This is a genomic window from Arthrobacter sp. P4_F10, assembly GCF_056401435.1.
Genome location: NZ_JBFUJJ010000010.1, coordinates 107,616 through 129,244, shown reverse-complemented (window position 1 = coordinate 129,244; position 21,629 = coordinate 107,616). Strand labels below are relative to the sequence as shown.

The following is a 21,629-nucleotide window of genomic DNA, read 5'->3' as shown; positions in this document are numbered from 1 at the left end:
CTTCTTCAGCCAGTTACGCAGCGTCTCGGCACCGACCCCGTACGAGTCGGCGACGGACTTGATTGTTTTCGAAGTCGAGACGACTTCCTCGCACAGCTGGTCCTTGAACTCCTGGCTGAACCGGCGACGTGATGCAGGCATTCTGCACATTCCTCATTTCAGTAGTCCCCCGATTTTAAGGGGGTCCACTGTCCGAGAACTCCGTGGCGGCCCACCCACCTCGGGCACGTGTTTTCCCTGTTCAGGGGCTTGTGGGCCGCTGAGTGTGTACAAATCTCCTTTTATGGGCCCCTGCGGGGGCCCATTTTTGTTGGTGGCGGCTGGTCTGGCGGCTCCTTCTCTTGGCTTGGACAGCGGTGTTGCTGGTCACTCCTTCATGGCCGGGAGCGGGTGGAAGTGCATGACCTGCTGTGAGTTGGGGTCATTCGGGCCTTCTTTCTTGCTGTTTGTGTCGGGCGTGGTTGGCCTTGTACCTATTCATGTCCCGGAGTTGTGGTGATGACATGACCTGCGGGAAGTTTCTGGGAGATTTTCTGGTCCTCGATTCGTTCCTTTTCTTGGCCGGGGAGAGGTGGGCGGGCGTTTGTCCGGTAAAGGTTGTCCATCATTACTGTCCACACCTATGTAAACGTGATGCCGTAGAACACGGGCGACCCTCCTGCCCTGGTCCAGGCGAGAGCCGGAAAGGAGAAGCGATGAACGCCCCTCCATACCTGCGCTGGGACGAATCAGGCCAGCAGCAGCTCGTCGCCCGGGCTGAAGCGCTGCTTCAGCGGCACGGACGGTGCCTGCTCGGAAGAGCCGGCGCGCCCGGCGCCGGAAAATCCACCATCTCCGAATGGCTGCTGGAGCACCTGCTCACCAACCATCCCCGGCAGGTCGCCCTGGTCCCCATGGATGGATATCATCTGGCGCAGTCGGGGCTCGAGTCCCGCGGGCTGGAGCACCGCAAGGGCGCTCCGGACACCTTCGACGGAGGCGGCTACGTCGCGTTGCTCCGCCGGCTGCGCTCAGAGACCTCGCGGGAGATCTTCGCACCGGTGTTCCGCCGCGAAGTCAACGACGCGATCGCCGGGGCCATCGCCGTCCCGCCGGAAACCCGCCTGATCATCACCGAGGGCAATTACCTGCTTCTTGACGAGGCCCCATGGAACGAGGTCGCATCCCTCCTGGATGAAACCTGGTTCGTGGAACTCGAACAGGCCGAACGCCTGCGCCGGCTCACTGCCCGGCACCTGAGGTTCGACAAGGACGCCGTGATCGTCGAATGGCGTGCAACCGGCAATGACGAACGCAATGCCCGCCTGGTAGCAGCAGGAAGCCAGCGGAGCACACTCGTCATCGAGCACACAACGGCGACCGTCCCGGCGCCCGGCCGCGAGTAAACGACCGGAAACCGAGCCGCCGGCTTCACGGCGGCCCGGCACTATTCCCTGCCTAAGACACAAGTGCCCCACGAGGCTCATCGATAGTGCTCACATCACGTGCCTTCACAGCCTCTTCTGAGCGGCTGCGGTCATAATATCCGCTATCGRCTCCTTCGTGGGGTCAGGGAGGGGCCCCGTTCCTTGCCTTGAGTCGAGCCGTCGTCCTGCCGCAGCGCCCGTGGTGGTAGCTCTGAGTGACGCCGGCGCAGTCAAGGCAGGGAGCAGGGTTGTCGCCATCGGCAGATGGCAAAAGGATGAGAACGCCTGCGGTGCAGGCCCCAGGCCACAGGCGTATGATTTCGCGGCGGGCGATAGCTTTGGCCAGGTCTGATCTATTTCACCAGTGCTCCTTTGTGCGTGGACTACTCGGCGATGTCCTCCGCCCATAGTTCAGGATGTTCGTCCTGGAAGGTGCGTATCATCTCGACGCATCGGGCATCATTCAACACCACGACTTCGACGCCGCGTGAGCGGAGAAGTTCGAATTCGCCGGGGAACGTCTCGGCCTCGCCCACCACCACGCGCGGAATCTTGAATTGGATGATGGTCCCGGTACACATCGCACACGGCGCCAGAGTGGTGTAGAGGGTCGTGTCCCGGTAGCTCTTCTGGCGTCCGGCAGCCCGCAGCGCAGACATCTCGCCGTGGGCGATTGGATCCCCATGCTGCACACGCTCGTTGTGGCCGCTGGCAATCACTTCCCCGCCGCGGGCCAAGGCAGCGCCGATCGGAATGCCGCCCTCTCGCAGGCTCTTCTGCGCGGCCTCGTAGGCAGCCTCAAAGACCGCATCTGTGGTGGTTCGTTCAGTTTCGGACATGGATGCAGTCTAAATCGCGTCTCAAAGAATTGGTGGTGGTCGCCAACGGCTTGGCATCGAAGCTATTTGAGCCGGGCCTGGCCAACGGGAACGCCGGCCATTTTGCAATGCACATGTCGTGGGCTGAGCTACTTTCCAAAGATTGCCAAGGTCAGCGAAGTAAGGCGGAGTCGGCCCATGCTTCATAGCCTTGGGCTTTGTCGATCATTTTCCGCGGTTTGTTGCCTTCCTGGGCGAGCCAGAGGATGTTGGAGTCTTTTGTGGCGTGGTCAACGCGGCCCGCGCGGGCGAGTTTTCCTTGGAGCCGGATTTCCACTGTTGCCCCGATCAGGTGGTACCAGTCGTCATGGCGGATGGTCAATGCGGTTCCTTTCATAGTGGGTGTGCTACCAGCCGCGTTCGGCGAGGCGGTGCGGCTGCGGGATCTCGTCGACGTTGATCCCGACCATGGCCTCGCCCAGGCCGCGGGAGGCCTTGGCGATCTCGTCCGGGTCATCGAAGAAGGTGGTGGCCTTCACGACGGCGGCGGCACGCTGGGCCGGGTTGCCGGACTTGAAGATKCCGGAGCCGACGAACACGCCGTCGGCGCCGAGCTGCATCATCATCGCGGCGTCGGCCGGGGTGGCGATGCCGCCGGCGGTGAAYAGCACCACCGGGAGCTTGCCSGTSGMGGCWACTTCCTTGACCAGKTCGTACGGKGCCTGCAGYTCCTTTGCCGCGACGTAGAGCTCGTCCTCGGSCAKGSMGGCGAGCTTSWKGATCTCGGCGCGGATCTGGCGCATGTGCGTGGTGGCGTTGGASACGTCGCCGGTGCCGGCCTCGCCCTTGGACCGGATCATCGCCGCGCCCTCGTTGATGCGGCGCAGSGCCTCACCGAGGTTGGTCGCRCCRCAGACGAACGGAACGGTGAAGTTCCACTTGTCGATGTGGTTGGTGTAGTCGGCCGGGGTCAGGACCTCGGACTCGTCRATGTAGTCCACGCCGAGGGACTGCAGGACCTGCGCCTCGACGAAGTGGCCGATCCGGGCCTTGGCCATGACGGGCACGGACACAGCCGCGATGATCTTGTCGATCATGTCGGGATCGGACATGCGGGACACGCCGCCCTGGGCGCGGATATCGGCCGGAACGCGTTCCAGCGCCATCACGGCCACGGCACCGGCGTCTTCGGCGATGCGGGCCTGCTCGGCGTTGACGACGTCCATGATGACGCCGCCCTTGAGCATCTCAGCCATGCCGCGCTTGACGCGGCTGCTGCCCGTGACGTTCTTCGCGGACGCGCCGGCTTCGCTGCTTACATCAGGTGTAGACACAAAAACCCCTATGGGTAGATAGATGACCTCGCCGGGGCGCGGACGGCACGTAAATGCCGTGTCTCGCACACACCGGATTACCGGATCCATTGGCCGGTAAAGCTAATACTATCCCCCGGCCGGGGCCCGGCAGAATTCGAGTCACAGCACTCGAATCACGCGCCGGGCCGGGGATTCGGCCAGTCCGCCGGGGCGCCGTGGGGCGCCGTCAGGCGGACCGTTCCGTGGCGGTACCTTCGGGTTCCTCCAGCGACTGGCGGTGGACTGTCACGATCCGCTGGATCACCGTCACCAGGCTCGCCGCCGCGAGGAGGCACAGCGTCACGAACAGCACGACGACGGGCAGGCCCAGGCCCGTGAGTCCCGTGACCACCAGCACGGACACAAGGCGCTCCGCGCGTTCGGCGATGCCGACGTTGGCGTGAAAGCCCAGGGCTTCCGCCTTGGCCCGCGCGTAAGAGACCACCATGCCGAGCACAAGGCAGACGATGGCGGCAATGGCGATCGGCGGGTTGGCACCGCCGGTGAAGAACCAGACGGCGAGGCCGGCGAAGAGGGCGCCGTCGGCCACGCGGTCCAGGGTGGAGTCCAGGAAGTTGCCCCACCGGCCGCCGCGATGCTGCATCCGGGCCATGATGCCGTCAATGACGTCGGAGAAGATGAACGCCGTGATGAACACGGTCCCCCACAAGAGCTGCCCGAGCGGGTAGAACACGAGGGCGCCGATCACCACACCGAGCGTGCCGACCACCGTCACGGCGTCCGGAGACACGCCGATCCGCAGCAGCCAGCGGGCGACAGGGGAAAACAGGGCGGTGAAGAAACCCCGGGCGTGCCTGTTAAGCATCCTTCTCCCCAGCTGTTTCCTGCTGCGCTGGCATTTCCTGCTGAATTGGCATTTCCTGCGGCCACGCGTCGGCCACCTGCTGGCGAACCTCGCCGAGGGTCTGTGTGATCGCCTTCGTCTGGGCAATGATGGGGAAAAAATTTCCGTCCCCGCCCCAGCGCGGCACCACGTGCTGGTGCAGGTGGCCGGCGATGCCCGCCCCGCCGGTGACGCCCTGGTTCATGCCGAGATTGAAACCGGAGGGGTTGGCGACTTTGCGGAGCACCCGCATGGCCGTCTGGGTCAGCTCGGCGAATTCCGCCGTTTCCTCGGCCGTGAGATCGGTGTAGTCGGGGATGTGCCGGTAGGGGCAGACCAGCAGGTGGCCCGGGTTGTACGGGAAGAGGTTCAGCACCACATAGCTGGTCCTTCCCCGGTACACGATCAGGGAGTCCTCGTCGCCCCGCTCGGGTGCGACGCAGAACGGACAGTCGTCCGGGTTCTTGAACTGCTGCTGGCCGCCCTTGATGTACGCCATCCGGTGCGGGGTCCACAGGCGCTGGAAAGCGTCCGGGACCCCGGCCAGGCCGAAGTCGTCCGTCACGGCGTGGTCGCCCGGATACTCCGGCCCGGCCCCTGTGGTTTCCTGCACGCGCTGCCTTCCGTCTGCCTAGCTGGTCCGGTTTCGGACAGCGTCGACGATCCGCTGGACGGCCTCGGCCACGGGCACGCCGTTGTCCTGGCTGCCGTCACGGAAGCGGAAGGACACGGCTCCCGCGTCGGCGTCGTCTCCGCCGGCGATCAGCACGAACGGGATCTTGTCCTTGCTGGCGGTGCGGATCTTCTTCGGGAAACGGTCCGAGGAGATGTCCACCTCGGCGCGGATGCCGGCCGCCTTGAGCTGGTCCACGACGTCGAACATGTAGTCGTTGAAAGCCTCCGCCACCGGGATGCCCACCACCTGCACGGGCGCCAGCCAGGCGGGGAAGGCACCGGCGTAGTGTTCGGTCAGCACGCCCATGAAGCGCTCCACTGAGCCGAACAAGGCGCGGTGGATCATCACGGGCCGCTGCCGGGTGCCGTCCGCGGCCTGGAACTCGAGCTCGAAGCGTTCAGGCAGGTTGAAGTCCAGCTGGATGGTGGACATCTGCCAGGTGCGGCCGAGCGCGTCCTTGGTCTGGACGGAAATCTTGGGGCCGTAGAACGCGGCTCCGCCCGGATCCGGGATGAGCTCAAGCCCGGAGGCTTCGGCCACCTCGGCGAGGGTGCGGGTGGCTTCCTCCCATGTGGCGTCGTCGCCCACGAACTTGTCTTCGTTCTTGGTGGAGAGCTCAAGGTAGAAGTCGTCCAGGCCGTAGTCCTTGAGCAGGCCGAGGACGAAGTTCAGCGTGGTGGTCAGCTCGTCCTTCATCTGCTCGCGGGTGCAGTAGATGTGGGCGTCGTCCTGGGTCATGCCCCGGACCCGGGTCAGGCCGTGCACCACGCCGGACTTCTCGTAGCGGTAGACCGAGCCGAACTCGAAGAGCCGCAGCGGAAGTTCGCGGTAGGAGCGTCCGCGGGACCGGAAGATCAGGTTGTGCATGGGGCAGTTCATCGGCTTGAGGTAGTAGTCCTGGCCGGGTTTGCGCACCGTGCCGTCCTCGTTCAGCTCCGCGTCGATGTGCATCGCCGGGAACATGCCCTCCTTGTACCAGTCCAGGTGGCCTGAGACCTCGTAGAGGTGGCCCTTGGTGATGTGCGGGGTGTAGACGAAATCGTAGCCCGCATCCACATGGCGCTGGCGGGAGTAGTCCTCCATGGCCTTACGGATGATGCCGCCCTTGGGGTGGAAGACCGGCAGGCCTGAGCCGAGCTCGTCCGGGAAGGAGAACAGGTCCAGCTCCGCGCCGAGTTTGCGATGGTCGCGGCGCTCGGCCTCGGCAATGCGCTCCTGGTAGGCCTTGAGAGCGTCCTTGGTGGGCCAGGCGGTGCCGTAGATGCGCTGCAGCTGCTGGTTGTTCTGGTCGCCCAGCCAGTAGGCGGCCGAGGACCGGGTCAGGGCGAAGGCGTTGGAGATCAGCTTGGTGTTCGGCAGGTGCGGGCCGCGGCACAGATCGCACCAGATGCTGTCCCCGCTCTTGCGGTCCACGTTGTCGTAGATGGTGATGTCGCCGGCGCCGACCTCCACGTTGACGCCCTCGCCGGCCTCGGCGGCGTCATTCTTCTTGCCCAGCAGTTCGAGCTTGTAGGGCTCGTCCTTCATCGCCTCGCGGGCCTCGTCCTCGGACACCACGCGGCGCACGAACTTCTGGTTCTGGTTGATGATCTTCTGCATCATCTTTTCGAGCTGGCGGAGGTCTTCCGGGGTGAACGGTTCCGCGACATCGAAGTCGAAGTAGAAGCCGTCCGTGATGTAGGGGCCGATGCCGAGCTTCGCGTCCGGGCGCAGCTGCTGCACGGCCTGGGCCATGACGTGGGCGGTGGAGTGGCGCAGGACGTTGAGCCCGTCCGGGGAATCAATGGTGACGGCCTCGACGGCGGCGTCCTCGGGAAGGGGCTGGTCCAGGTCCTTCAACTCGCCGTTAACGCGGGCCACAACGACGTCGCGGCGCTCAAAGAAGAGTTCCGCGCCGGTGGTCCCGGTAGTCACCTTGGTCTCTTCGCCGTCGACGAGAAGGGTGATCTGCTGGGCATCTGACACGGGTGTCTCCTATTCAAAGTTAAGGCTTCGTAGCTTGTGGCGTACGGGGACCACAGCCAGCCTCGTCCATGCTATCGGTTTCTCCAGAGGCCAACCAACGCGCCGGGGCAGTAAACCTAGAGCAGCCGCAGCCCAGCCGCAGCCGCGCCTCAGCCCCGCGGTGGCCGCACCGACGGGCGGTCAGCCGCCCAGCCCGGTGATGGCGAGGTTCCTGCCGATCCCGTCCAGGGGGCCGGACAGGTAAGGCTCGTGCTGGACGGTGGCGCCGGCAACGGATTCCGGGAACGGCAGGGACTCCGGGCGGCTGAGGTCCCAGGCCATGCTGGCGCTGATGCTGATCCCCCGCGGCCCGGTCCGGCGGGTGGTGCCGCGGATCAGCAGCAGGCGGGTGCCGAACAGCAAGGATCCGGACTGCTCCTGCGCTTCGTGGAAGAAGACCGAATCCACGCAGCCCGTGCCGTCGTCGATGCTGATGAACACCACCCGCCGGCCGCCCCGCATGGGCGGGGTCTGGGTGGCCACACGGACCCCGGCAACCAGCACATCAGTGCCGTTGCGCAGTCCCAGCAGCTTGTCCGCTGTGATGACGCCGAGCCGGTCCAGCAGCGGGCGGTGGCTGGTCATGAGGTGCTCGCTGACGTCCACGGCCATCAGGTCCAGTTCCGCCCGGACGTTGTCCACCATGCTGGGCGCGGGCAGCACAGCCAACAGGTTCCTCAGTTCCACGTCCCCCAGCGGCAACGCCAGCTGGCCCTCAATGACCTCCACGCCCTTCCGCAGGGGGCGGGCCTGGAGCTTCTGCAGGTGCTGGACCAGGTCCGCCCGGTTGGCGGCTCCCCCGGACGCCCGGTGCAGCGAATCGAAGGCGCCCAGCTGGGCCAGGCGCTGGATGCTGGGCCTGCTCAGCCGCGACCGGGCGCGCAGGTCCGCCAGCGAGTCGTAGGGCTGGCCGGCCACTATCCGTTTCAGCTCGGCGCCGGAGAGCCCGAAGATGCCGTTCAGGCTCAGCCGGATGCCCAGCCTGCCCCGGTCCGGCCCGGATTCCACCCGCTCCACCCGGTACTCTGCCTGGCTCCGGTTGATGTCGAGGGGAAGGATGGGGATCCCCAGCCGGCGGGCCTCGGCCACGAGCAGGCGTTTGGGGTACATGCCGGGGTCGTGTTCCCAGAGCCCTGCAAGGAAGGCCTCCGGGTGGTGCGCCTTGAGCCAGGCCGACTGGTAGGTGGGCACGGCGAAGGCGGCTCCGTGGGCCTTGCAGAACCCGAAGCTGCCAAAGGCCTTCAGCGTGCCCCAGACCTTGTCCACCACCTCGGGACTGTAGTTCCGGGTCCGCGCCTCCTTCCGGAAGAACTCCTCCACCCTGGCTTCCAGCACCTCATTGCCCAGCGCCCGGCGGAACTCGTCGGCGCGCGCCAGCCCGCACCCGGTCATGACGTCGAAGGTCTTGAGGATTTGTTCGTGGAAAACCGTGACCCCGTGGGTCTCCTTGAGGACCGGTTTGAGGTCGGGATGCGGATAGACCTCGGGGGCGAATCCATGCCGGTGCTCCAGGAAGGGCCGGACCATGTCAGATTTCATCGGGCCGGGGCGGAACAGCGAGATGTCAATGATGAGATCGTTGAAATCCCGGGGAGCCATTTTCCCGATCAGTTCGCGCTGGCCCGGGGATTCGATCTGGAAGCAGCCCAGGGTGTGGGTGCTTCGGATCAGTTCAAAGGTTGGCTCGTCATCGAGCGGGACCGCGTTGAGGTCGATGCGCCCGTCCTCGGCGATGTAATCCGGGCCCGTCCCGTCCGGGCCGGCCGGATGCGCGCCGGCGGCCACCACCTCGGCCTTGGTCGGGTGCAGCCGGATCACCTCCCGGACCGCAAAGGCCATGGCGCTCTGCATCCGGACACCCAGGACGTCGAGTTTGAGCATGCCCATGGGGTCCATGTCGTGCTTGTCGAACTGGCTCATGGGCAGGCCCAGGCCGCTGGGCTGGACGGGGGTGCGGTCCAGCAGGGTGGCATCGCCGAGGATCACGCCGCACGGGTGCATGGAGATGTGGCGTGGCAGCCGGTCCAGCCGCTCCGTGAGGTCCACCAGCAGGTCCAGCTGCTGGTTTTCGGTGAAACCGCGCTGCTCCACCCGGTCCGCGAATTCCTTCAGCTCGGGTTTCTCCACGAGGGCTTCGCGGAAGTGCCGGGCCGAGAACCGCCACAGCTGCTTGGCGATTTCCCCGACCTCGCCGTCGTCCATGCCCAGGGCCAGGCCGGCATCGCGCACGGCACCGCGAGCGCGGTAGCCATTCTGCATGCTCATCAGCGTGACGCGTTCGGCGCCGAAACGCTCAAAGATCTTCCGGTAGACGTTGTGCCTTTCGGCGCTCTCGACGTCGATGTCGATGTCGGGCAGCGTGGCACGGTCGCGGGAGAGGAAGCGCTCAAAGATGAGGTCGTGCTGGAGTGGGTTCACCTGGCTGATGTCGATCAGGTAGTTGACCAGGCTGGAGGCGCCCGAACCGCGCGCGGCCGCCCTCACGCCCAGGGCAAGGATCATCCGGGAGACCTCTGCGACGGTCAGGAAGTAGGAGGCGAAGCCCAGCGTGTCGATGATCCGGAGCTCGTGCCCCAGCCGGGTCCGCATTTGCTGTTCCCGCTGCCCGGAGATTCCAGGGAAGCGGCGGCCGATGCCGGCCTCGCAGCGCAGGGTCAGTTCGGCGAGCGCGTCGCCGTCGATCCCGATCACGGATGCTTCCGGGACCACGGGCTGTTTCCAGCCCATGTCAGCCACAGGATCCATGCGGCAGCGGTCCGCGAGCGCCTCGGTCTGGGCCAGGAGCCGTTTGAGGTCCGCCGTGCCGTAGCCGGCGGCGTGGATGATCTCCTTGCCCAGCTGCAGCATCTGGGCCGCCGATTTGAGCCAGCCCTGCCCGTTGGGCTGCAGCAGCGGGGCGGCGGAGAGCTCGGGGAGGGATTTAAGCGTCCGGGCCGAGTCCAGCACATCGGCGGTGGCCGCGCCGTCCTCGGCCACATAACGCACGGCGTTGCTCAGCACGGCCGGCACCCCGTGCTCTGCGGCGAGCTTGAGCATGCGCACCGCATGGGCGGTGCTCAGCGGTTCCCCTGGCGGGCTGAGCTGGGACACAACCTCGGCGGCCAGGGTCCCTGGGGGCATGGCGTCCAGCCAGCGTTTGAACAGGGTGCGGGGCCGCAGGTAACGCCGGCCGCCCATCGCCCGGCCGACGTCGGAGTCCGGGCCGATCAGCACTGTCAGGACCGGCTGGAGGGTTTCCGGGTGCAGGGTGCGGGAGGCCAGTTCCGCCCGGGTGACGGCCACCGGCACCGCTCCCTGCACCTTCCCCGTAGTGCGGGCATGGGCGTCGGAGATCAGCCGGCACAACGCCCGGTAGCCGGCGCCGTTGTTGTGGCCGTGCGCCAGCACAACGACGCGTCCCCCGACCAGGGTGCGGAGGTCACCGTCGTCGTCAAAGACCGCAAGGTCCACCCCGATGATCGCATCGAGCCCGGCTGCCATGCACGCCTTCAGGTGCTTGATGGTGCCGTACAGCCCGTCGCGGTCCGTGCAGGCCAGCGCGGTGGCGCCGTCGGCTGCGGCCGCGCCGGCCAGTTCATCCGGCCAGGAGACGCCATAGTGGGCGCTGAAGGCGGTGGAGACATGCAAATGGGTGAAGTTCATGCTGTTTCGGGCTTCCGGAGGGGCTGCAGGGCGTCGTGGATCCTCAGGAGCCGCCACCGGCCGCTGCTGATATGCCGGGTCAGGTCAAGGGTGAGGGTGGAGGCCGCGGCGTGGTCCCCGGCGGCACGCACCTGGACCCGCCAGATCTCGTGATCCACCAGGCCCGGGCCGCTCCCGAGCGGCGCCCGGCTTTCCTCCGCCCACCATTGGCGGCGTTCATACCAGCGGACGGGTTCCGCGCAGACCGTGTAGCGCCGGCCGGCCCAGTCGAGGCGCAGGGGCTGGCCCGAGGGCGTGCAGAGAACATCCACGGACTCGCTGAACATGCCCACGTTGCCTCCCGACCCAGTCCGGGCTGGAGCCGGCCCAGTCCCCGCTTAGATTCCGTCTTCTAGATTCCGTCTTCTAGATGCCGCCTTCTAGCGTTTCTGATTTATTCGAACATATCTTCGAATAAATTCAGTCTACGTCGGAAAGGCGACAAAACCCAGATCGGGGGTGGACGGACGATGGCACAGGTAGCAGGATTGAGCCATGAGCTCCCATATCGCACTCCTGAAGCACGTAAAGGTCGCCGCCAAGAATTCAACCTTGGTGGCGACCTTCGATATCGACGGAAATATCCCGGGGCAAGGCGCCTACGTGGTGGGCCTGCTCGCGGCCGAGCCGGACTATTCCCATCAACGCAGACTGGGAATTGAGTTCATGAACGGCGAGGCGGTCTCCTTCTACTTCTTCAACCATGACGGCACGGAAGAGAACTTCGACCTCACAGGCGTGGAACACTCAGGGAACACCATCACCGGAAACTTCCCCATCGCGACGGTGCTGGGCCTGCCCAAGGGCCACCTCATGACCGCCTTCAGCGATTGTGACGGCCGGGAATACCAGGCCAACGTGCCTGTCGAAGAGTCCCTCTAAGCACGTTCCAACAAGCCCTTGCTATGAAGTGGACTTGTACACTTCCAGCTCGAGGGTGATGAAGGCGTCGATCATCGCCCGGTAGGTCTTCTCGACGAGTTCGACGTCGATGTCCTTCTGTTCCGCCGTGGCGCGGACGTGTTCGATGACCCGCTCCACGCGCCCGGGCGCACGGACCTCCGCGCTGTCCGCCTTGAGGGTCCCGGCGATCCGGATCAGCCGTTCGCGGCGCCCGATCAAGGACACGATCTGCTCGTCCACCTCGTCAACAGCCACGCGCACGGCGGCGAGCTGTTCCCGGTCGGCCTGGGCGGTCTTGTCGTCTGCGTGATTTGTGGGCATGTGCATGACAGTATCGAAAGATGCAGCCACGAGTCGACTTAATTTCGCTGGGTGTCCGCAGTGTTGACGCCTCACGCCGCTTCTACGTCGATGGCCTGGGATGGCCGGTCCACCGGGAAGTCCCCGGCGAGGTGCTCTTCATCCAGGTCAACCACGGACTGATCCTCTCGCTCTGGGACGCGGGCCAAATGCAGTCCGAAGCGGCCACGGATCCCCCTGCCGGCGTTGCGTGCATCACCCTCAGCCACAACCTGGCCAGCACGGCGGAAGTCGACTGGGTGATGGCCGAAGCCGAGTCCGCGGGAGCCCTCATCGTCGCGGCACCGAAGACCCAGCCCTGGGGCGGCTACACCGGCTACTTTGCCGATCCCGACGGCTACCGCTGGGAGATCGCCTTCAACCCCGGCTGGGCGGTCGACGGCGGCGGCACAGTGACGCTCTGACTATTGGTACCGGACCTGAGGGCGCCGCCGCTAGAACAGGCCCCCCACCGGCTGGATGAGTTCCGGTGAGTCATTCTTGACGTTACCGACAGCGGTGCCGACGGCGTCGATCGTCCAGCCTTCCGCGACGTCGTGCGCCCCGGCCCGGACCAGGTCCACGAGTCCGGCGGCGTCATCGGCCTGCGGGTCCAGCCACGTCTGCATGGTCTCGCGGTTCATGGGCAGCGGAACCCTGTCGTGCAGCGCGGTCAGCTCGGCCAGCATCCCCCCGGCGTAGCCCTCCGGCGGGGAGTCGGTGGTCATGATCGAGGTCGAGAGCATCCAGCGCTCCGGGTCGCCCTCTGCCTTGGACGGGTCCCTCCACCATTCATATAGACCCGCGAAGACAATGGGGTGCCCGTCCTTGGGATGGACGTAGTAGGGCTGCTTGCTGCGGCCCTCGCCCTTCCACTCGTAGTAGCCGTCCGCGGGCACGGCACAGCGACGGGCGCGGGTCGCTTTCCGGAAGGCGGGCTTCTCCAGCACCGTCTCGCTGCGGGCATTGATCATCTTGGACCCGATTCCCGGATCCTTGGCCCAGGAGGGCACCAGACCCCAGCGCGCAATGTGCAGTTGGCGGACCGGCTCTCCGTCCACCAGCCGTTCGAGCAGGATCGGCACATCCGCCGTCGGGGCCACGTTCCACGACGGCGGAATCGCGATCTCGTCCTCCAGCCCGGCGTCGAATTCGGCCAGCAGGTCTCCGACGGCCCGGGCCATCACGTAGCGTCCACACATGGCACCAGCATGCCACCGCGCCCATTCCATGTCATCCGCACCCTGGCTCCGCCCTGTGCCTGCGGGAATAGCGGGCTGCGGGGTACGGTTGTTGGCAGTGACGTATGACTTCAGTGGGCGCCCGGCCGTACTCGCCGGCCCCAACCACAAGCTTGAGGAGAACTTCGTGGACTTCACCCCCGAATCCGGCACCATCACCATGTTTTCGACCACGTGGTGCGGCTACTGCAACCGGCTGAAGAAGCAGCTGGACGCGCAGGGCATCGGGTACACCGAGATCAACATCGAGGAAGTCGAAGGCACCGCCGATCTCGTCGAGCAGCTCAATGGAGGCAACCGCACCGTCCCCACGGTGCTGTTCCCGGACGGCACCGCCGCCACGAACCCCTCCGCAGCAGAGGTCAAGAGCCGGCTCGCGGCCTAGTCCCTTCCTGTATCCAAGGACAACACCAACCCACGACGGCGCGGCCTCCAAAGGGCCGCGCCGCCGCCCGTTGTGCCAGTAAGTTGTGCGAGAAATCCGCGTTCAGAGCAGAGGAGCTTGTTTCATGGTCCATAAAGTCAAGGCCGCAGTAGTCCGTTCCAAGAATGCCGACGTCACCCTGGAGACGATCCTGGTGCCGGACCCCGGCCCCGGCGAGGCCCTCGTGGACATCCTGACCTGCGGCGTCTGCCACACCGATCTGCACTACAAACAGGGCGCGATCAACGACGACTTCCCGTTCCTGCTCGGCCACGAGGCCACCGGCGTTGTCAGTGCCGTGGGACCGGACGTCACCGAGGTCGCCCCCGGTGACCGCGTGGTGCTGAACTGGCGGGCCGTCTGCGGCGAGTGCCGTGCCTGCAGGCGAGGTCAGCCGCAGTACTGCTTCAACACCCACAACGCCACCCAGAAGATGACCCTGGAGGACGGCACGGAGCTGACGGCCGCGCTGGGCATCGGCGCCTTCGCCGCAAAGACCCTCGTGGCCGCCGGCCAGTGCACCAAGGTGGACCCCGACGCCGATCCCGCCGCCGTCGGCCTGCTCGGCTGCGGCGTCATGGCAGGCATCGGCGCGGCGATCAACACCGGAAACGTCCAGCGCGGCGATTCAGTCGCCGTGATCGGCTGCGGCGGAGTGGGCGTGGCAGCCGTCGCCGGCGCAGCGCTCGCCGGCGCCACCACCGTGATCGCCGTCGACATCGACGCCAAGAAGCTCCAGCGCGCCACGGAGCTCGGCGCAACCCACACGGTGGATTCGTCCGCCGTCGACCCCGTGGAGGCAATCCGCGAACTGACCGGCGGATTCGGCGCCGATGTGGTGATCGACGCCGTCGGCCGCCCGGAAACGTACAAGCAGGCCTTCTACGCCCGGGACCTCGCCGGCACGGTGGTCCTGGTGGGCGTGCCGAGCCCCGAGATGACGCTGGAACTCCCGCTGTTGGACGTCTTCGGCCGCGGCGGCTCGCTGAAGTCCTCCTGGTACGGCGACTGCCTTCCCTCGCGCGACTTCCCCACGCTCATCAGCCTCTACCGGCAGGGCAAGCTGGACCTCGACGCCTTCGTGACGGAACGGATCACGATCGAGCAGATCGAGGAAGCCTTCACGAAGATGCACGCCGGCGCGGTGCTGCGCTCGGTGGTGGAGCTGTGAGCGTCCGGATCGACCGGCTGGTCACCTCCGGGACGTTTTCGCTCGACGGCGGCACGTGGGAGGTTGACAACAACGTCTGGATCCTCGGGGATGACGCCGAATGCGTCATCATCGACCCGGCCCACGATCCCGCCGCCGTCGCCGCCGCTGTGGCGGGAAGGAAGGTCACGGCGATCCTGCTCACGCACGGCCACGACGACCACATCCGCGCCGTGGGCGAGGTCCGCGCGCTCGTGAACGCCCCCGTGTACCTGAACCGGGATGACTGGATGCTGTGGGAGCGGGTGTTCCCCGGCACCGAGCCGGACCACGCCATTGCCGACGGCGACACCTTCGACGTCGCAGGGGCGAGGCTGGTGGCGCTTCACACCCCCGGGCATTCGCCGGGGTCCGTGTGTTTCCTCCTCGAAAGCGAAGGCATTGAGTTGGAAGGCGCAGAGCATGAAAACACGGTGTTCAGCGGGGACACGCTGTTCAAGGGCGGCCCGGGAGCAACCGGACGATCCTTCAGTGACTTCCCTACCATCATCGATTCCATCCGGAACCGGCTCCTGCCGCTCCCGGCGGACACGATGGTCCGGACCGGGCACGGGGACCCGACGACGATCGGCGCCGAAGCTCCGCACCTTGAGGAATGGATCGCGCGGGGGCACTGACCGCGATCCCGGTCCGCCCGTGTCGGATTCGTGGGGACCAGGACCGCACGGGCGGGTCCGGGTCCCCCGAAACCCGGCCGGCTGGTACTAGGATGTGGGGCCATGAGACCAAACCCCAGCATGGATCCGGCAACCTTCACCGCAGACATGCGGACCCAGTTCGATGCCTTCCTCGATGAGCACCGTGCGGATCTTCAGGCCTGCCTCGACGGGCTCTCAGAGCCGGAGGCCCGGGCATCTCTGGTACCGTCAAGGACCACTCTCCTGGGGCTTCTCAAGCACTCCACCTTCGTCGAAAAGGTCTGGTTTGACGAGGCCATCACGGGCAGGACGCGGAAGGAAATCGGCATTCCGGCCACGCCCGATGAATCGTTCACCCTCGAGGAGGACGACACCATCGCGGGCCTCCGGGCCGCCTACGTCCAGGCCTGCGAGGACTCACGCCGCCGGGCCGCTTCCCTCGACCTTGACGACGTCGTCAGCGGCAACCGCCGCGGTCCGCTGCCGCTGCGGTGGGTCTACCTGCACATGCTCAGGGAACTGGCCCAGCATTGCGGCCACGCGGACATTCTGCGCGAGCAGATCCTCGCTGCACGTTCCTGACGGCCCCGGCCGCTCAGGCGTCCCCTACAAATCGAAGCGTGAACGAATGTCCGTGGTGCCGGCAATTGCAGCCACGATCGATGCCGCGACTTCGCGCAGCTTGGTGTTGCGGGCGTTGGAGGCTTCGCGGAGCAATGTGAACGCCTCATCCGGGGGGCACCGGTTCTGGGCCATGACCACGCCGATTGCCATGTCGATGACCGTACGCGACTTCATGGCGGATGCGAGGTCGTCGCGGGCTTCCTGGAGGCGGCCGATCCGCAGGCTCAGACGCAGGGGCAGGCAGAGCTGCCGGGCAACGTTTTCCGCGGTGAGGATTTCCCCGTCCGTAAATCCGGAACGGTGAGTGGCGTAGAAGCTCAGGGCGGCCCGGCATTCGCCGTCCAGATCGATGGGGACCGCCAGGACGGCAACATAGCCCCGCTCCGCAGCCGCTTGACCGAATTCCGGCCACCGGCCCTCTCGGGTCACGTCCCTGACATATACGGTGTGTGCTCCGCTCATCGCGGAGATGCAGGGGCCCTCGCCGGCCGCGGCCTGAAGCTCTTCAAGTTCAAATGCCCTCTGGCTGCCGGCACCGGTCGCGGCGGGTTTCTTAGGCCTCGCCACAGTTACGGCGCCGATGACTTCGCGCTCTGCGTGGGATAGCCCAATGGCCGCGTGCTGGGCCAGTTCGCCCAAAAATTCTTCCAGATCCTCGCTTGAGAGCACGAGGTCTTGAAGCTGCTCCGCGGTCCTGCCAACAAAACGCTGCCCTGCAAGTTCCACTCCGGCTCCTTCCGGCCGCACGCCCCCAAATGATCGTACAATGCGGGCACCGAGGGAGGACGGGTCTTATTGCCCGGCTTCATCGGCCGCCGAGGCCGGGCACCACGCCCGTTACGTGGTGGCGACCTGCCCGCCCGTCCACGCCGTCAGGCGCCGGCCRAGCAAGTGCAATGCTTTGCACTGTGAGTGCGTTTAGCGCGGATGCGGCCACCCCCGATTTGTTTTCACAGGGCCGCATCCGCGCTGGTCTAGGGGAGGCCAGGATCAGGCTTTTGGTCCTGTTTGCCGGACCGTCTGCCCGCGTGCCGGCGGCGTGACCGCGCGCCAATGAGGGCCAGACGCCACTCGCGGCGCCGGCCGCGCCCGCGCAGTTCCGCGTTGATGATCCGCAGGAGCTCGGAGGCGGCGTCTTGGTCTTCCGGCTCCTGGCTACTCGCCAGCGCCTGTCGGAGTTGCAGGAGGTCGCCAGTCGGCACCTGCGGCCAGTGCCGGAACGTGTAAAAGATCCTAGTGCCGGGGCGCCTCTGTGACCCTGTGCCGATCATGCGACACCGCCCCTACCAGGCTCCGGTGAGGCGGCGGCGCTGCGGACGGTCAGATAGCCGAGTGGCTTCAGGGCGACCGCCAGAGAGTCCGCGCCGGCTGTGTCGGTGACATCGAGTCTGGTCGGCATAAGACAGTAACTCCCCGCAACGAAGTGAGCAGCCTCTGCCTGACCAAATTCAGAATAGCAATTGCATTTGCCGCACAAAAGGAAAAGAGAGTAACAATTCACATGCGACTTTTCCGTCGACGCAGGCCTGTGGTTCCACATCTTGAGAATCCGAACGCTTTGCACTCATGCACAGCGGATCGCGTCCGAAGTGGGGCGACAGCGTTACTTGGTGGACGGAGAGTACTCCGGGTAGTAGCGCTGGATCTCTTGGACGGTCTTGCCGGCCTTCACCATTCGCTCAACGGTCATCATGCTACGGACTTCCTGGTCTGAGCGCTACGACTGCAATTCCAGATTTCATTCCCTTATTCATGGTCCCCCCAATAGCCAAAATATCTTTGTGAGCGTACCGCACGGGGAGCCGGGTCTCGCGGGTGACGGCGATTTCCTGCGCGGGTATGGAGTTCCAGCAGATTCGGTCCCAGCCCCTGGCCGCCAATAAAAGAGGCCATATTTCCGCTGTGGGGATTGTGGCACCGTTCTGGAACTCTGTAGGCGCCAGTGCGGTCTTGCTCGAATGCGCGGGCATGGGAAACAATATTCCCGCCCCACGTGGCCCGGTCGAAAGGGTTTCTTCAATGACAGCGCGAAATACCTCCTCAGTCGGTGCGCCGTGTTGGGTCGACACTTTGCAGCCAGATCCGCGGGCGGCCCGAGACTTTTACGGTCCGCTCTTCGGCTGGAGTTTCGACGACCCAACGCCGATGCCGTCCGGTTTCGATGGCGACTACTACACCGCGCGCCTGGGCGGGCGGCTGGTGGCCGGCATCGGACAGGCACCGCCGCTATCGCCTCCGGGGTGGATCACCCACGTGCGTGTCGACGACGTCGGGGAAGCCCTGGCTCGTGCCGAGCAGGCGGGAGGCAAGCCCTTGGGACAGATTGGGGCCGGCTCCGGTCACCGCATTGCTATGCTCGCCGACGCCACCGGCGTTCCATTCTGTTTGCGGCAGGCCGGCGAGAACGACGGTGCCGAGCTGGCCAATGAGCCCAATTCCTGGGCCATGAGCTCGCTGCACACCACAGATATCGGTCGGGCCCAAGCGTTCTACGGCGAAATGTTCGACTGGGTACTGGAATCTGTGCCGGACGCTCCTTTCTCGCTGTGGCTGCGCTCGGGTCAGGTCGTGGCGGTCGTGACGGCCACGGACGGCGTCGCGGTCCCGCCGCATTGGAGCGTCAATTTCGCTGTCCGCGACGCGGACGCCGTCGCCGAGCACGCCGTAGCACTGGGTGGCGGCATTTTGATGGCACCCATGGACACACCGGGATTCCGCAGCGCCGTGATCAGGGACCCCCAGGGCGGCACCATCGCGGTCAGTGCAACCGCAGGCTGACGCTTCCTGGAGAGCAGCGCCAACCGATTGCGGCGCTGGTAGGGTCAGCCCATGGATGAAAATTTGGGGAAGTTCATCGACAATTTCGCGCGGCTGGTGGAGCTTGCGCAGTCCGGGCAGCACCGGATTCAGCGGGGAACCCAGCTGCTGACCACGCTCACCGAGCATTTGGCGGTCCAGGCAGAATCAGTGGCTGTGGTGGTTGAGGAGATTCCGCCGCACCGGTTCGTGGACGCAGACATCCTCATGGAAGAGCTCGCTGCAGAGGACCCGGAGTTCCGGCTCGTGGGGATCGGCGGCGGAGACCAAAGGCACCATAATTCGCTGAGCGACATGTTGCAGCAGTCCCAGATATTTCCTCAATACCCCCTGTCCCAGCCGGACTACGCAAACCTCGCTGTCGGTCCGGACGAACAGCGGCAGGCCGTGGCCCTGGGACTGTGGCTCTTCAGCTACGGAGGCAGCCCGATCGCGGTGCTGCAGCGGGACGCCAACCCCCGGTATGGCCGTCAGTCAGCTTCCCTTGAAGTTTTGGCCGACGCTACAGATCAGGCCGCACGCTTCCTCTCGGAGTTCCGCCGGCGGATGCAACACCGCAGCGTGCTCAAGGGGCAGGTCATTTCGTTGGTGATGGGCGAGTATGGTCCTAGCGCCGCCGGGGTGACCTTTCACGCCCGGCCGGCCCTTGCCGCCTCCGATGTCATCCTGCCCGGTGGCCTGCTGGAGAAAGTCTCCGACCACACCTTAGGTATCGCGGAGCACCGGGACTCTCTGAACAAGTACGGCCAGCACCTCAAGCGCGGCGTCCTGCTCTATGGCAGGCCTGGGACCGGCAAGACCCACACGGTGCGGTATTTGTTGAGCCGGAGCGACGGTGTCACAGCAATCCTTCTCTCGGGAGGATCGCTCGCCAGGATCTCAGAAGCCGCCACCATGGCCAGGGCGCTGCAGCCCTCCATCGTCGTTCTTGAGGACTGCGATCTGATCGCCGAGGACCGCAGCTTCGGGCACGGACCCCAACCGCTGCTATTCGAGGTGCTGGACGCCATGGACGGTTTAGCCAGCGACGCCGACGTCGCGTTCATCCTCACCACCAACCGCGTGGACATGCTCGAACGCGCCCTGGCACAGCGTCCCGGGCGTGTGGACCTGGCCGTCGAAATTCCCCTCCCTGCCCAGGCGGAGCGGGTCTCGCTGATCAAACTGTATGCCCGCGGCATTCCCTTCAGCCCGAACGCGATTGAAGATGCCGCAGCCCGCACCGAAGGCACCACCGCCTCGTTCGCACGCGAACTCGTCCGCCGGGCGGTCGTTGCCGGCGCCTTGGAAGACATGCCGGTCGCGGACAACCATCTGGGGAAGGCTGTGGATGACCTGATGGCCGACGGCGCCGCCCTCACCCGAAGCCTCCTCGGCAGCGGCGCCGAGGGCGACACCGAGGGCAATGGAGGACCGTTCCCCGGGCCGCCGGCAACCTTTCATTCCGGGCGCTAGGAAAGTGCCTGGATCTGGAGACGAATCGTCCGGTCAGCTAAGGATGGAGATCTTCAGCGCGCGGGCCGTCAGCGCCGCCAGCGGTACGGAGTGGTTGTTGACACCCGGTGCAAGCCATAGCGTTCCAGAATCGGTCGCGAATATTCTGTTGAGTCGCTGTGGATGAGTTTCTTACCGAGCGTTAGCGCGGCTCGAGCCCGGGCCGCGGTGAGCGCCCGGTAGATACCCCGGCCGCGCCATTCTGCCCGCGTTGCCCCGCCCCAGATGCCCGCGAATTCCGTGTCCGGTACCGGCTCGAGGCGGCCCGCACTGACAATCGCCCCACCATGTTCGGCGACCCACAGTTCCATACCGTCGTCCAGAGCCACGCGACGCAGGATTGCATCGGCATTGCCGTCGGAGACGTTAGTGCCGAAAACCTCGTCCTGCATTGCGCTCATGGCGCGAATGTCCCGTTCTTCGGTCACCCGCCGCAGGCTGATGCCGGGCGGCAGCTGCACGTCCACATTCAACGCTCTGGCCGGCCCGATCATGATCGACTCGGTCTCATCGGGCTCAAAACCGTTCTCCAGCAGTGCGACATGGAGTCCGGGTGCATGATCGTGGCCACGGGTCTTCCACTCAACCCGCACGATTGCCGGATCGCTGCGGTAAAACGCGAGCGCCTCGGCCACCCAATGCGCGATCGTCCGGGCACTGGCCCCATCGAGGTCCTGATAAGTCACGAAGCCTCGGCCGCCTGCGAAGGTCACCAGGCGTAACGGGCCCAGCCGCTCAACGGCGATGGCACTGGGTGTCTCGGCATCCGTTCGCAGTTGCTGGTCGTACGCCGTAAGAAGTTCTTCAGAAAGAGTCATCGGCCTCCACGGTACATTGTCCTGATTCGGACCTGGAGACGGCACCTCAGGAGCCTCGGCGTCGACCTTCAGTAGCCGTAGCGTTCAACCACGATCTGCGTCGTGTAACTGTCGGACGCCGGGCCATAGTCGTCAATGGTGATCCGTACGTCCCAGCCGTCGATCCTCCCGACGCCCCGGCACATCAGGCCTCCTGCGTTAATTCTTCGTTCCCTGAGGCACGGTTTGTACTCGTCGGGAGTCAGTCCAACCTGATCGATGTATCGCTCCAGATCACCGGCGCGGTACGGCCTGTGCGTGTCCCACCTGTATGCATAGATTGCGCATGGTCCGTCAA

At 65.6% G+C, this 21,629-nt stretch carries 22 protein-coding genes; 9 read left to right on the top strand and 13 right to left on the bottom strand.

Features of this window, described 5'->3' with window-relative positions; all coding sequences use genetic code 11:
* Positions 1-141, bottom strand: a 141-nt coding sequence (locus AC1DR1_RS13105) for a transposase (RefSeq protein WP_476992707.1), incomplete at its 3' end; no start/stop codon positions are given.
* A 554-nt stretch (positions 142-695) separates the two neighbouring features.
* Between AC1DR1_RS13105 and AC1DR1_RS13100 the strand changes: the two genes are divergently transcribed.
* Complete coding sequence (locus AC1DR1_RS13100; protein ID WP_476992706.1) at positions 696-1,385, top strand: nucleoside/nucleotide kinase family protein; 690 nt, start codon at positions 696-698, stop codon at positions 1,383-1,385.
* 404 nt (positions 1,386-1,789) lie between these two features.
* On the opposite strand, the gene AC1DR1_RS13095 is transcribed toward AC1DR1_RS13100, so the two are convergent.
* The 8 genes from AC1DR1_RS13095 to AC1DR1_RS13060 form a co-directional block, all read right to left on the bottom strand.
* Positions 1,790-2,245 (bottom strand): nucleoside deaminase, encoded by a 456-nt coding sequence (locus tag AC1DR1_RS13095; RefSeq protein ID WP_476992705.1) that lies wholly within the window; start codon positions 2,243-2,245, stop codon positions 1,790-1,792.
* 151 nt (positions 2,246-2,396) lie between these two features.
* Positions 2,397-2,606 (bottom strand): hypothetical protein, encoded by a 210-nt coding sequence (locus tag AC1DR1_RS13090; RefSeq protein ID WP_476992704.1) that lies wholly within the window; start codon positions 2,604-2,606, stop codon positions 2,397-2,399.
* A 25-nt stretch (positions 2,607-2,631) separates the two neighbouring features.
* The gene (gene pdxS / locus AC1DR1_RS13085; protein ID WP_476992703.1) at positions 2,632-3,558 is read right to left on the bottom strand and encodes a pyridoxal 5'-phosphate synthase lyase subunit PdxS; all 927 of its coding nucleotides are present in this window, start codon (positions 3,556-3,558) and stop codon (positions 2,632-2,634) included.
* A gap of 208 nt (positions 3,559-3,766) precedes the next feature.
* On the bottom strand, positions 3,767-4,405 hold the full coding sequence (gene pgsA / locus AC1DR1_RS13080) for a phosphatidylinositol phosphate synthase (protein WP_229994063.1): 639 nt from the start codon (positions 4,403-4,405) through the stop codon (positions 3,767-3,769).
* The gene (locus AC1DR1_RS13075) at positions 4,398-5,036 is read right to left on the bottom strand and encodes an HIT family protein (protein WP_229994062.1); all 639 of its coding nucleotides are present in this window, start codon (positions 5,034-5,036) and stop codon (positions 4,398-4,400) included. Before AC1DR1_RS13075 ends, pgsA begins: the two co-directional genes overlap by 8 nt.
* 18 nt (positions 5,037-5,054) lie before the next feature.
* A complete protein-coding gene (gene thrS, locus AC1DR1_RS13070; RefSeq protein WP_229994061.1) occupies positions 5,055-7,064 on the bottom strand; it encodes a threonine--tRNA ligase in 2,010 nt (669 codons plus the stop codon).
* A gap of 180 nt (positions 7,065-7,244) precedes the next feature.
* The gene (locus tag AC1DR1_RS13065) at positions 7,245-10,745 is read right to left on the bottom strand and encodes a DNA polymerase III subunit alpha (RefSeq protein ID WP_476992702.1); all 3,501 of its coding nucleotides are present in this window, start codon (positions 10,743-10,745) and stop codon (positions 7,245-7,247) included.
* Positions 10,742-11,077: a DUF6504 family protein gene (locus AC1DR1_RS13060; RefSeq protein WP_229994059.1), complete on the bottom strand. Its 336-nt coding sequence runs from the start codon at positions 11,075-11,077 to the stop codon at positions 10,742-10,744. The genes AC1DR1_RS13065 and AC1DR1_RS13060 overlap by 4 nt, the downstream gene beginning before the upstream one ends.
* 202 nt (positions 11,078-11,279) lie before the next feature.
* Here AC1DR1_RS13060 and AC1DR1_RS13055 point away from each other — a divergent pair, with 202 nt between their 5' ends.
* A complete protein-coding gene (locus AC1DR1_RS13055; RefSeq protein WP_229994058.1) occupies positions 11,280-11,666 on the top strand; it encodes a hypothetical protein in 387 nt (128 codons plus the stop codon).
* Positions 11,667-11,687: 21 nt separating this feature from the next.
* Here the strand turns inward: AC1DR1_RS13055 and AC1DR1_RS13050 are convergent, their stop codons facing one another.
* Positions 11,688-12,014 carry a chorismate mutase gene (locus tag AC1DR1_RS13050; RefSeq protein WP_229994057.1) on the bottom strand — a complete coding sequence of 109 codons (327 nt, stop codon included), beginning with the start codon at positions 12,012-12,014 and terminating at the stop codon, positions 11,688-11,690.
* A 14-nt stretch (positions 12,015-12,028) separates the two neighbouring features.
* On the opposite strand from AC1DR1_RS13050, the gene AC1DR1_RS13045 reads away from it, so the two are divergent.
* The gene (locus tag AC1DR1_RS13045; RefSeq protein ID WP_229994056.1) at positions 12,029-12,451 is read left to right on the top strand and encodes a VOC family protein; all 423 of its coding nucleotides are present in this window, start codon (positions 12,029-12,031) and stop codon (positions 12,449-12,451) included.
* A 30-nt stretch (positions 12,452-12,481) separates the two neighbouring features.
* Here the strand turns inward: AC1DR1_RS13045 and AC1DR1_RS13040 are convergent, their stop codons facing one another.
* Positions 12,482-13,228 (bottom strand): SOS response-associated peptidase, encoded by a 747-nt coding sequence (locus tag AC1DR1_RS13040; RefSeq protein WP_290369364.1) that lies wholly within the window; start codon positions 13,226-13,228, stop codon positions 12,482-12,484.
* Between the two features lie 166 nt (positions 13,229-13,394).
* On the opposite strand from AC1DR1_RS13040, the gene AC1DR1_RS13035 reads away from it, so the two are divergent.
* The 4 genes from AC1DR1_RS13035 to AC1DR1_RS13020 all read left to right on the top strand — a co-directional run bounded on the left by AC1DR1_RS13035 (position 13,395) and on the right by AC1DR1_RS13020 (position 16,121).
* Positions 13,395-13,652, top strand: a complete 258-nt coding sequence (locus tag AC1DR1_RS13035) for a mycoredoxin (protein ID WP_011692168.1) — start codon at positions 13,395-13,397, stop codon at positions 13,650-13,652.
* A 124-nt stretch (positions 13,653-13,776) separates the two neighbouring features.
* Positions 13,777-14,862: an S-(hydroxymethyl)mycothiol dehydrogenase gene (locus AC1DR1_RS13030; protein ID WP_476992701.1), complete on the top strand. Its 1,086-nt coding sequence runs from the start codon at positions 13,777-13,779 to the stop codon at positions 14,860-14,862.
* Complete coding sequence (locus AC1DR1_RS13025) at positions 14,859-15,518, top strand: MBL fold metallo-hydrolase (RefSeq protein ID WP_476992700.1); 660 nt, start codon at positions 14,859-14,861, stop codon at positions 15,516-15,518. The genes AC1DR1_RS13030 and AC1DR1_RS13025 overlap by 4 nt, the downstream gene beginning before the upstream one ends.
* Before the next feature lie 102 nt (positions 15,519-15,620).
* Complete coding sequence (locus tag AC1DR1_RS13020) at positions 15,621-16,121, top strand: DinB family protein (protein ID WP_364743646.1); 501 nt, start codon at positions 15,621-15,623, stop codon at positions 16,119-16,121.
* 24 nt (positions 16,122-16,145) lie between these two features.
* Here AC1DR1_RS13020 and AC1DR1_RS13015 read toward each other — a convergent pair whose 3' ends face one another.
* A complete protein-coding gene (locus AC1DR1_RS13015; RefSeq protein ID WP_476992699.1) occupies positions 16,146-16,889 on the bottom strand; it encodes a GAF and ANTAR domain-containing protein in 744 nt (247 codons plus the stop codon).
* A gap of 1,293 nt (positions 16,890-18,182) precedes the next feature.
* Between AC1DR1_RS13015 and AC1DR1_RS13010 the strand changes: the two genes are divergently transcribed.
* On the top strand, positions 18,183-18,941 hold the full coding sequence (locus tag AC1DR1_RS13010; RefSeq protein WP_476992698.1) for a VOC family protein: 759 nt from the start codon (positions 18,183-18,185) through the stop codon (positions 18,939-18,941).
* A 51-nt stretch (positions 18,942-18,992) separates the two neighbouring features.
* On the top strand, positions 18,993-20,435 hold the full coding sequence (locus tag AC1DR1_RS13005) for an AAA family ATPase (protein ID WP_229994049.1): 1,443 nt from the start codon (positions 18,993-18,995) through the stop codon (positions 20,433-20,435).
* 68 nt (positions 20,436-20,503) lie between these two features.
* On the opposite strand, the gene AC1DR1_RS13000 is transcribed toward AC1DR1_RS13005, so the two are convergent.
* The gene (locus AC1DR1_RS13000; protein WP_229994048.1) at positions 20,504-21,292 is read right to left on the bottom strand and encodes a GNAT family N-acetyltransferase; all 789 of its coding nucleotides are present in this window, start codon (positions 21,290-21,292) and stop codon (positions 20,504-20,506) included.
* Positions 21,293-21,629: the final 337 nt, after the last annotated feature.

Excerpts from the sequence above, each read along its gene's own strand:
- AC1DR1_RS13100 (WP_476992706.1), top strand. The coding sequence starts at position 696 with ATGAACGCCCCTCCATACCTGCGCTGGGACGAATCAGGCCAGCAGCAG.
- AC1DR1_RS13095 (WP_476992705.1), bottom strand. The coding sequence starts at position 2,245 with ATGTCCGAAACTGAACGAACCACCACAGATGCGGTCTTTGAGGCTGCC.
- pgsA (WP_229994063.1), bottom strand. The coding sequence starts at position 4,405 with ATGCTTAACAGGCACGCCCGGGGTTTCTTCACCGCCCTGTTTTCCCCT.
- AC1DR1_RS13065 (WP_476992702.1), bottom strand. The coding sequence starts at position 10,745 with ATGAACTTCACCCATTTGCATGTCTCCACCGCCTTCAGCGCCCACTAT.
- AC1DR1_RS13055 (WP_229994058.1), top strand. The coding sequence starts at position 11,280 with ATGAGCTCCCATATCGCACTCCTGAAGCACGTAAAGGTCGCCGCCAAG.
- AC1DR1_RS13050 (WP_229994057.1), bottom strand. The coding sequence starts at position 12,014 with ATGCACATGCCCACAAATCACGCAGACGACAAGACCGCCCAGGCCGAC.
- AC1DR1_RS13045 (WP_229994056.1), top strand. The coding sequence starts at position 12,029 with ATGCAGCCACGAGTCGACTTAATTTCGCTGGGTGTCCGCAGTGTTGAC.
- AC1DR1_RS13040 (WP_290369364.1), bottom strand. The coding sequence starts at position 13,228 with ATGTGTGGACGCTACGTGATGGCCCGGGCCGTCGGAGACCTGCTGGCC.
- AC1DR1_RS13030 (WP_476992701.1), top strand. The coding sequence starts at position 13,777 with ATGGTCCATAAAGTCAAGGCCGCAGTAGTCCGTTCCAAGAATGCCGAC.
- AC1DR1_RS13020 (WP_364743646.1), top strand. The coding sequence starts at position 15,621 with ATGAGACCAAACCCCAGCATGGATCCGGCAACCTTCACCGCAGACATG.
- AC1DR1_RS13010 (WP_476992698.1), top strand. The coding sequence starts at position 18,183 with ATGACAGCGCGAAATACCTCCTCAGTCGGTGCGCCGTGTTGGGTCGAC.
- AC1DR1_RS13005 (WP_229994049.1), top strand. The coding sequence starts at position 18,993 with ATGGATGAAAATTTGGGGAAGTTCATCGACAATTTCGCGCGGCTGGTG.
- AC1DR1_RS13000 (WP_229994048.1), bottom strand. The coding sequence starts at position 21,292 with ATGACTCTTTCTGAAGAACTTCTTACGGCGTACGACCAGCAACTGCGA.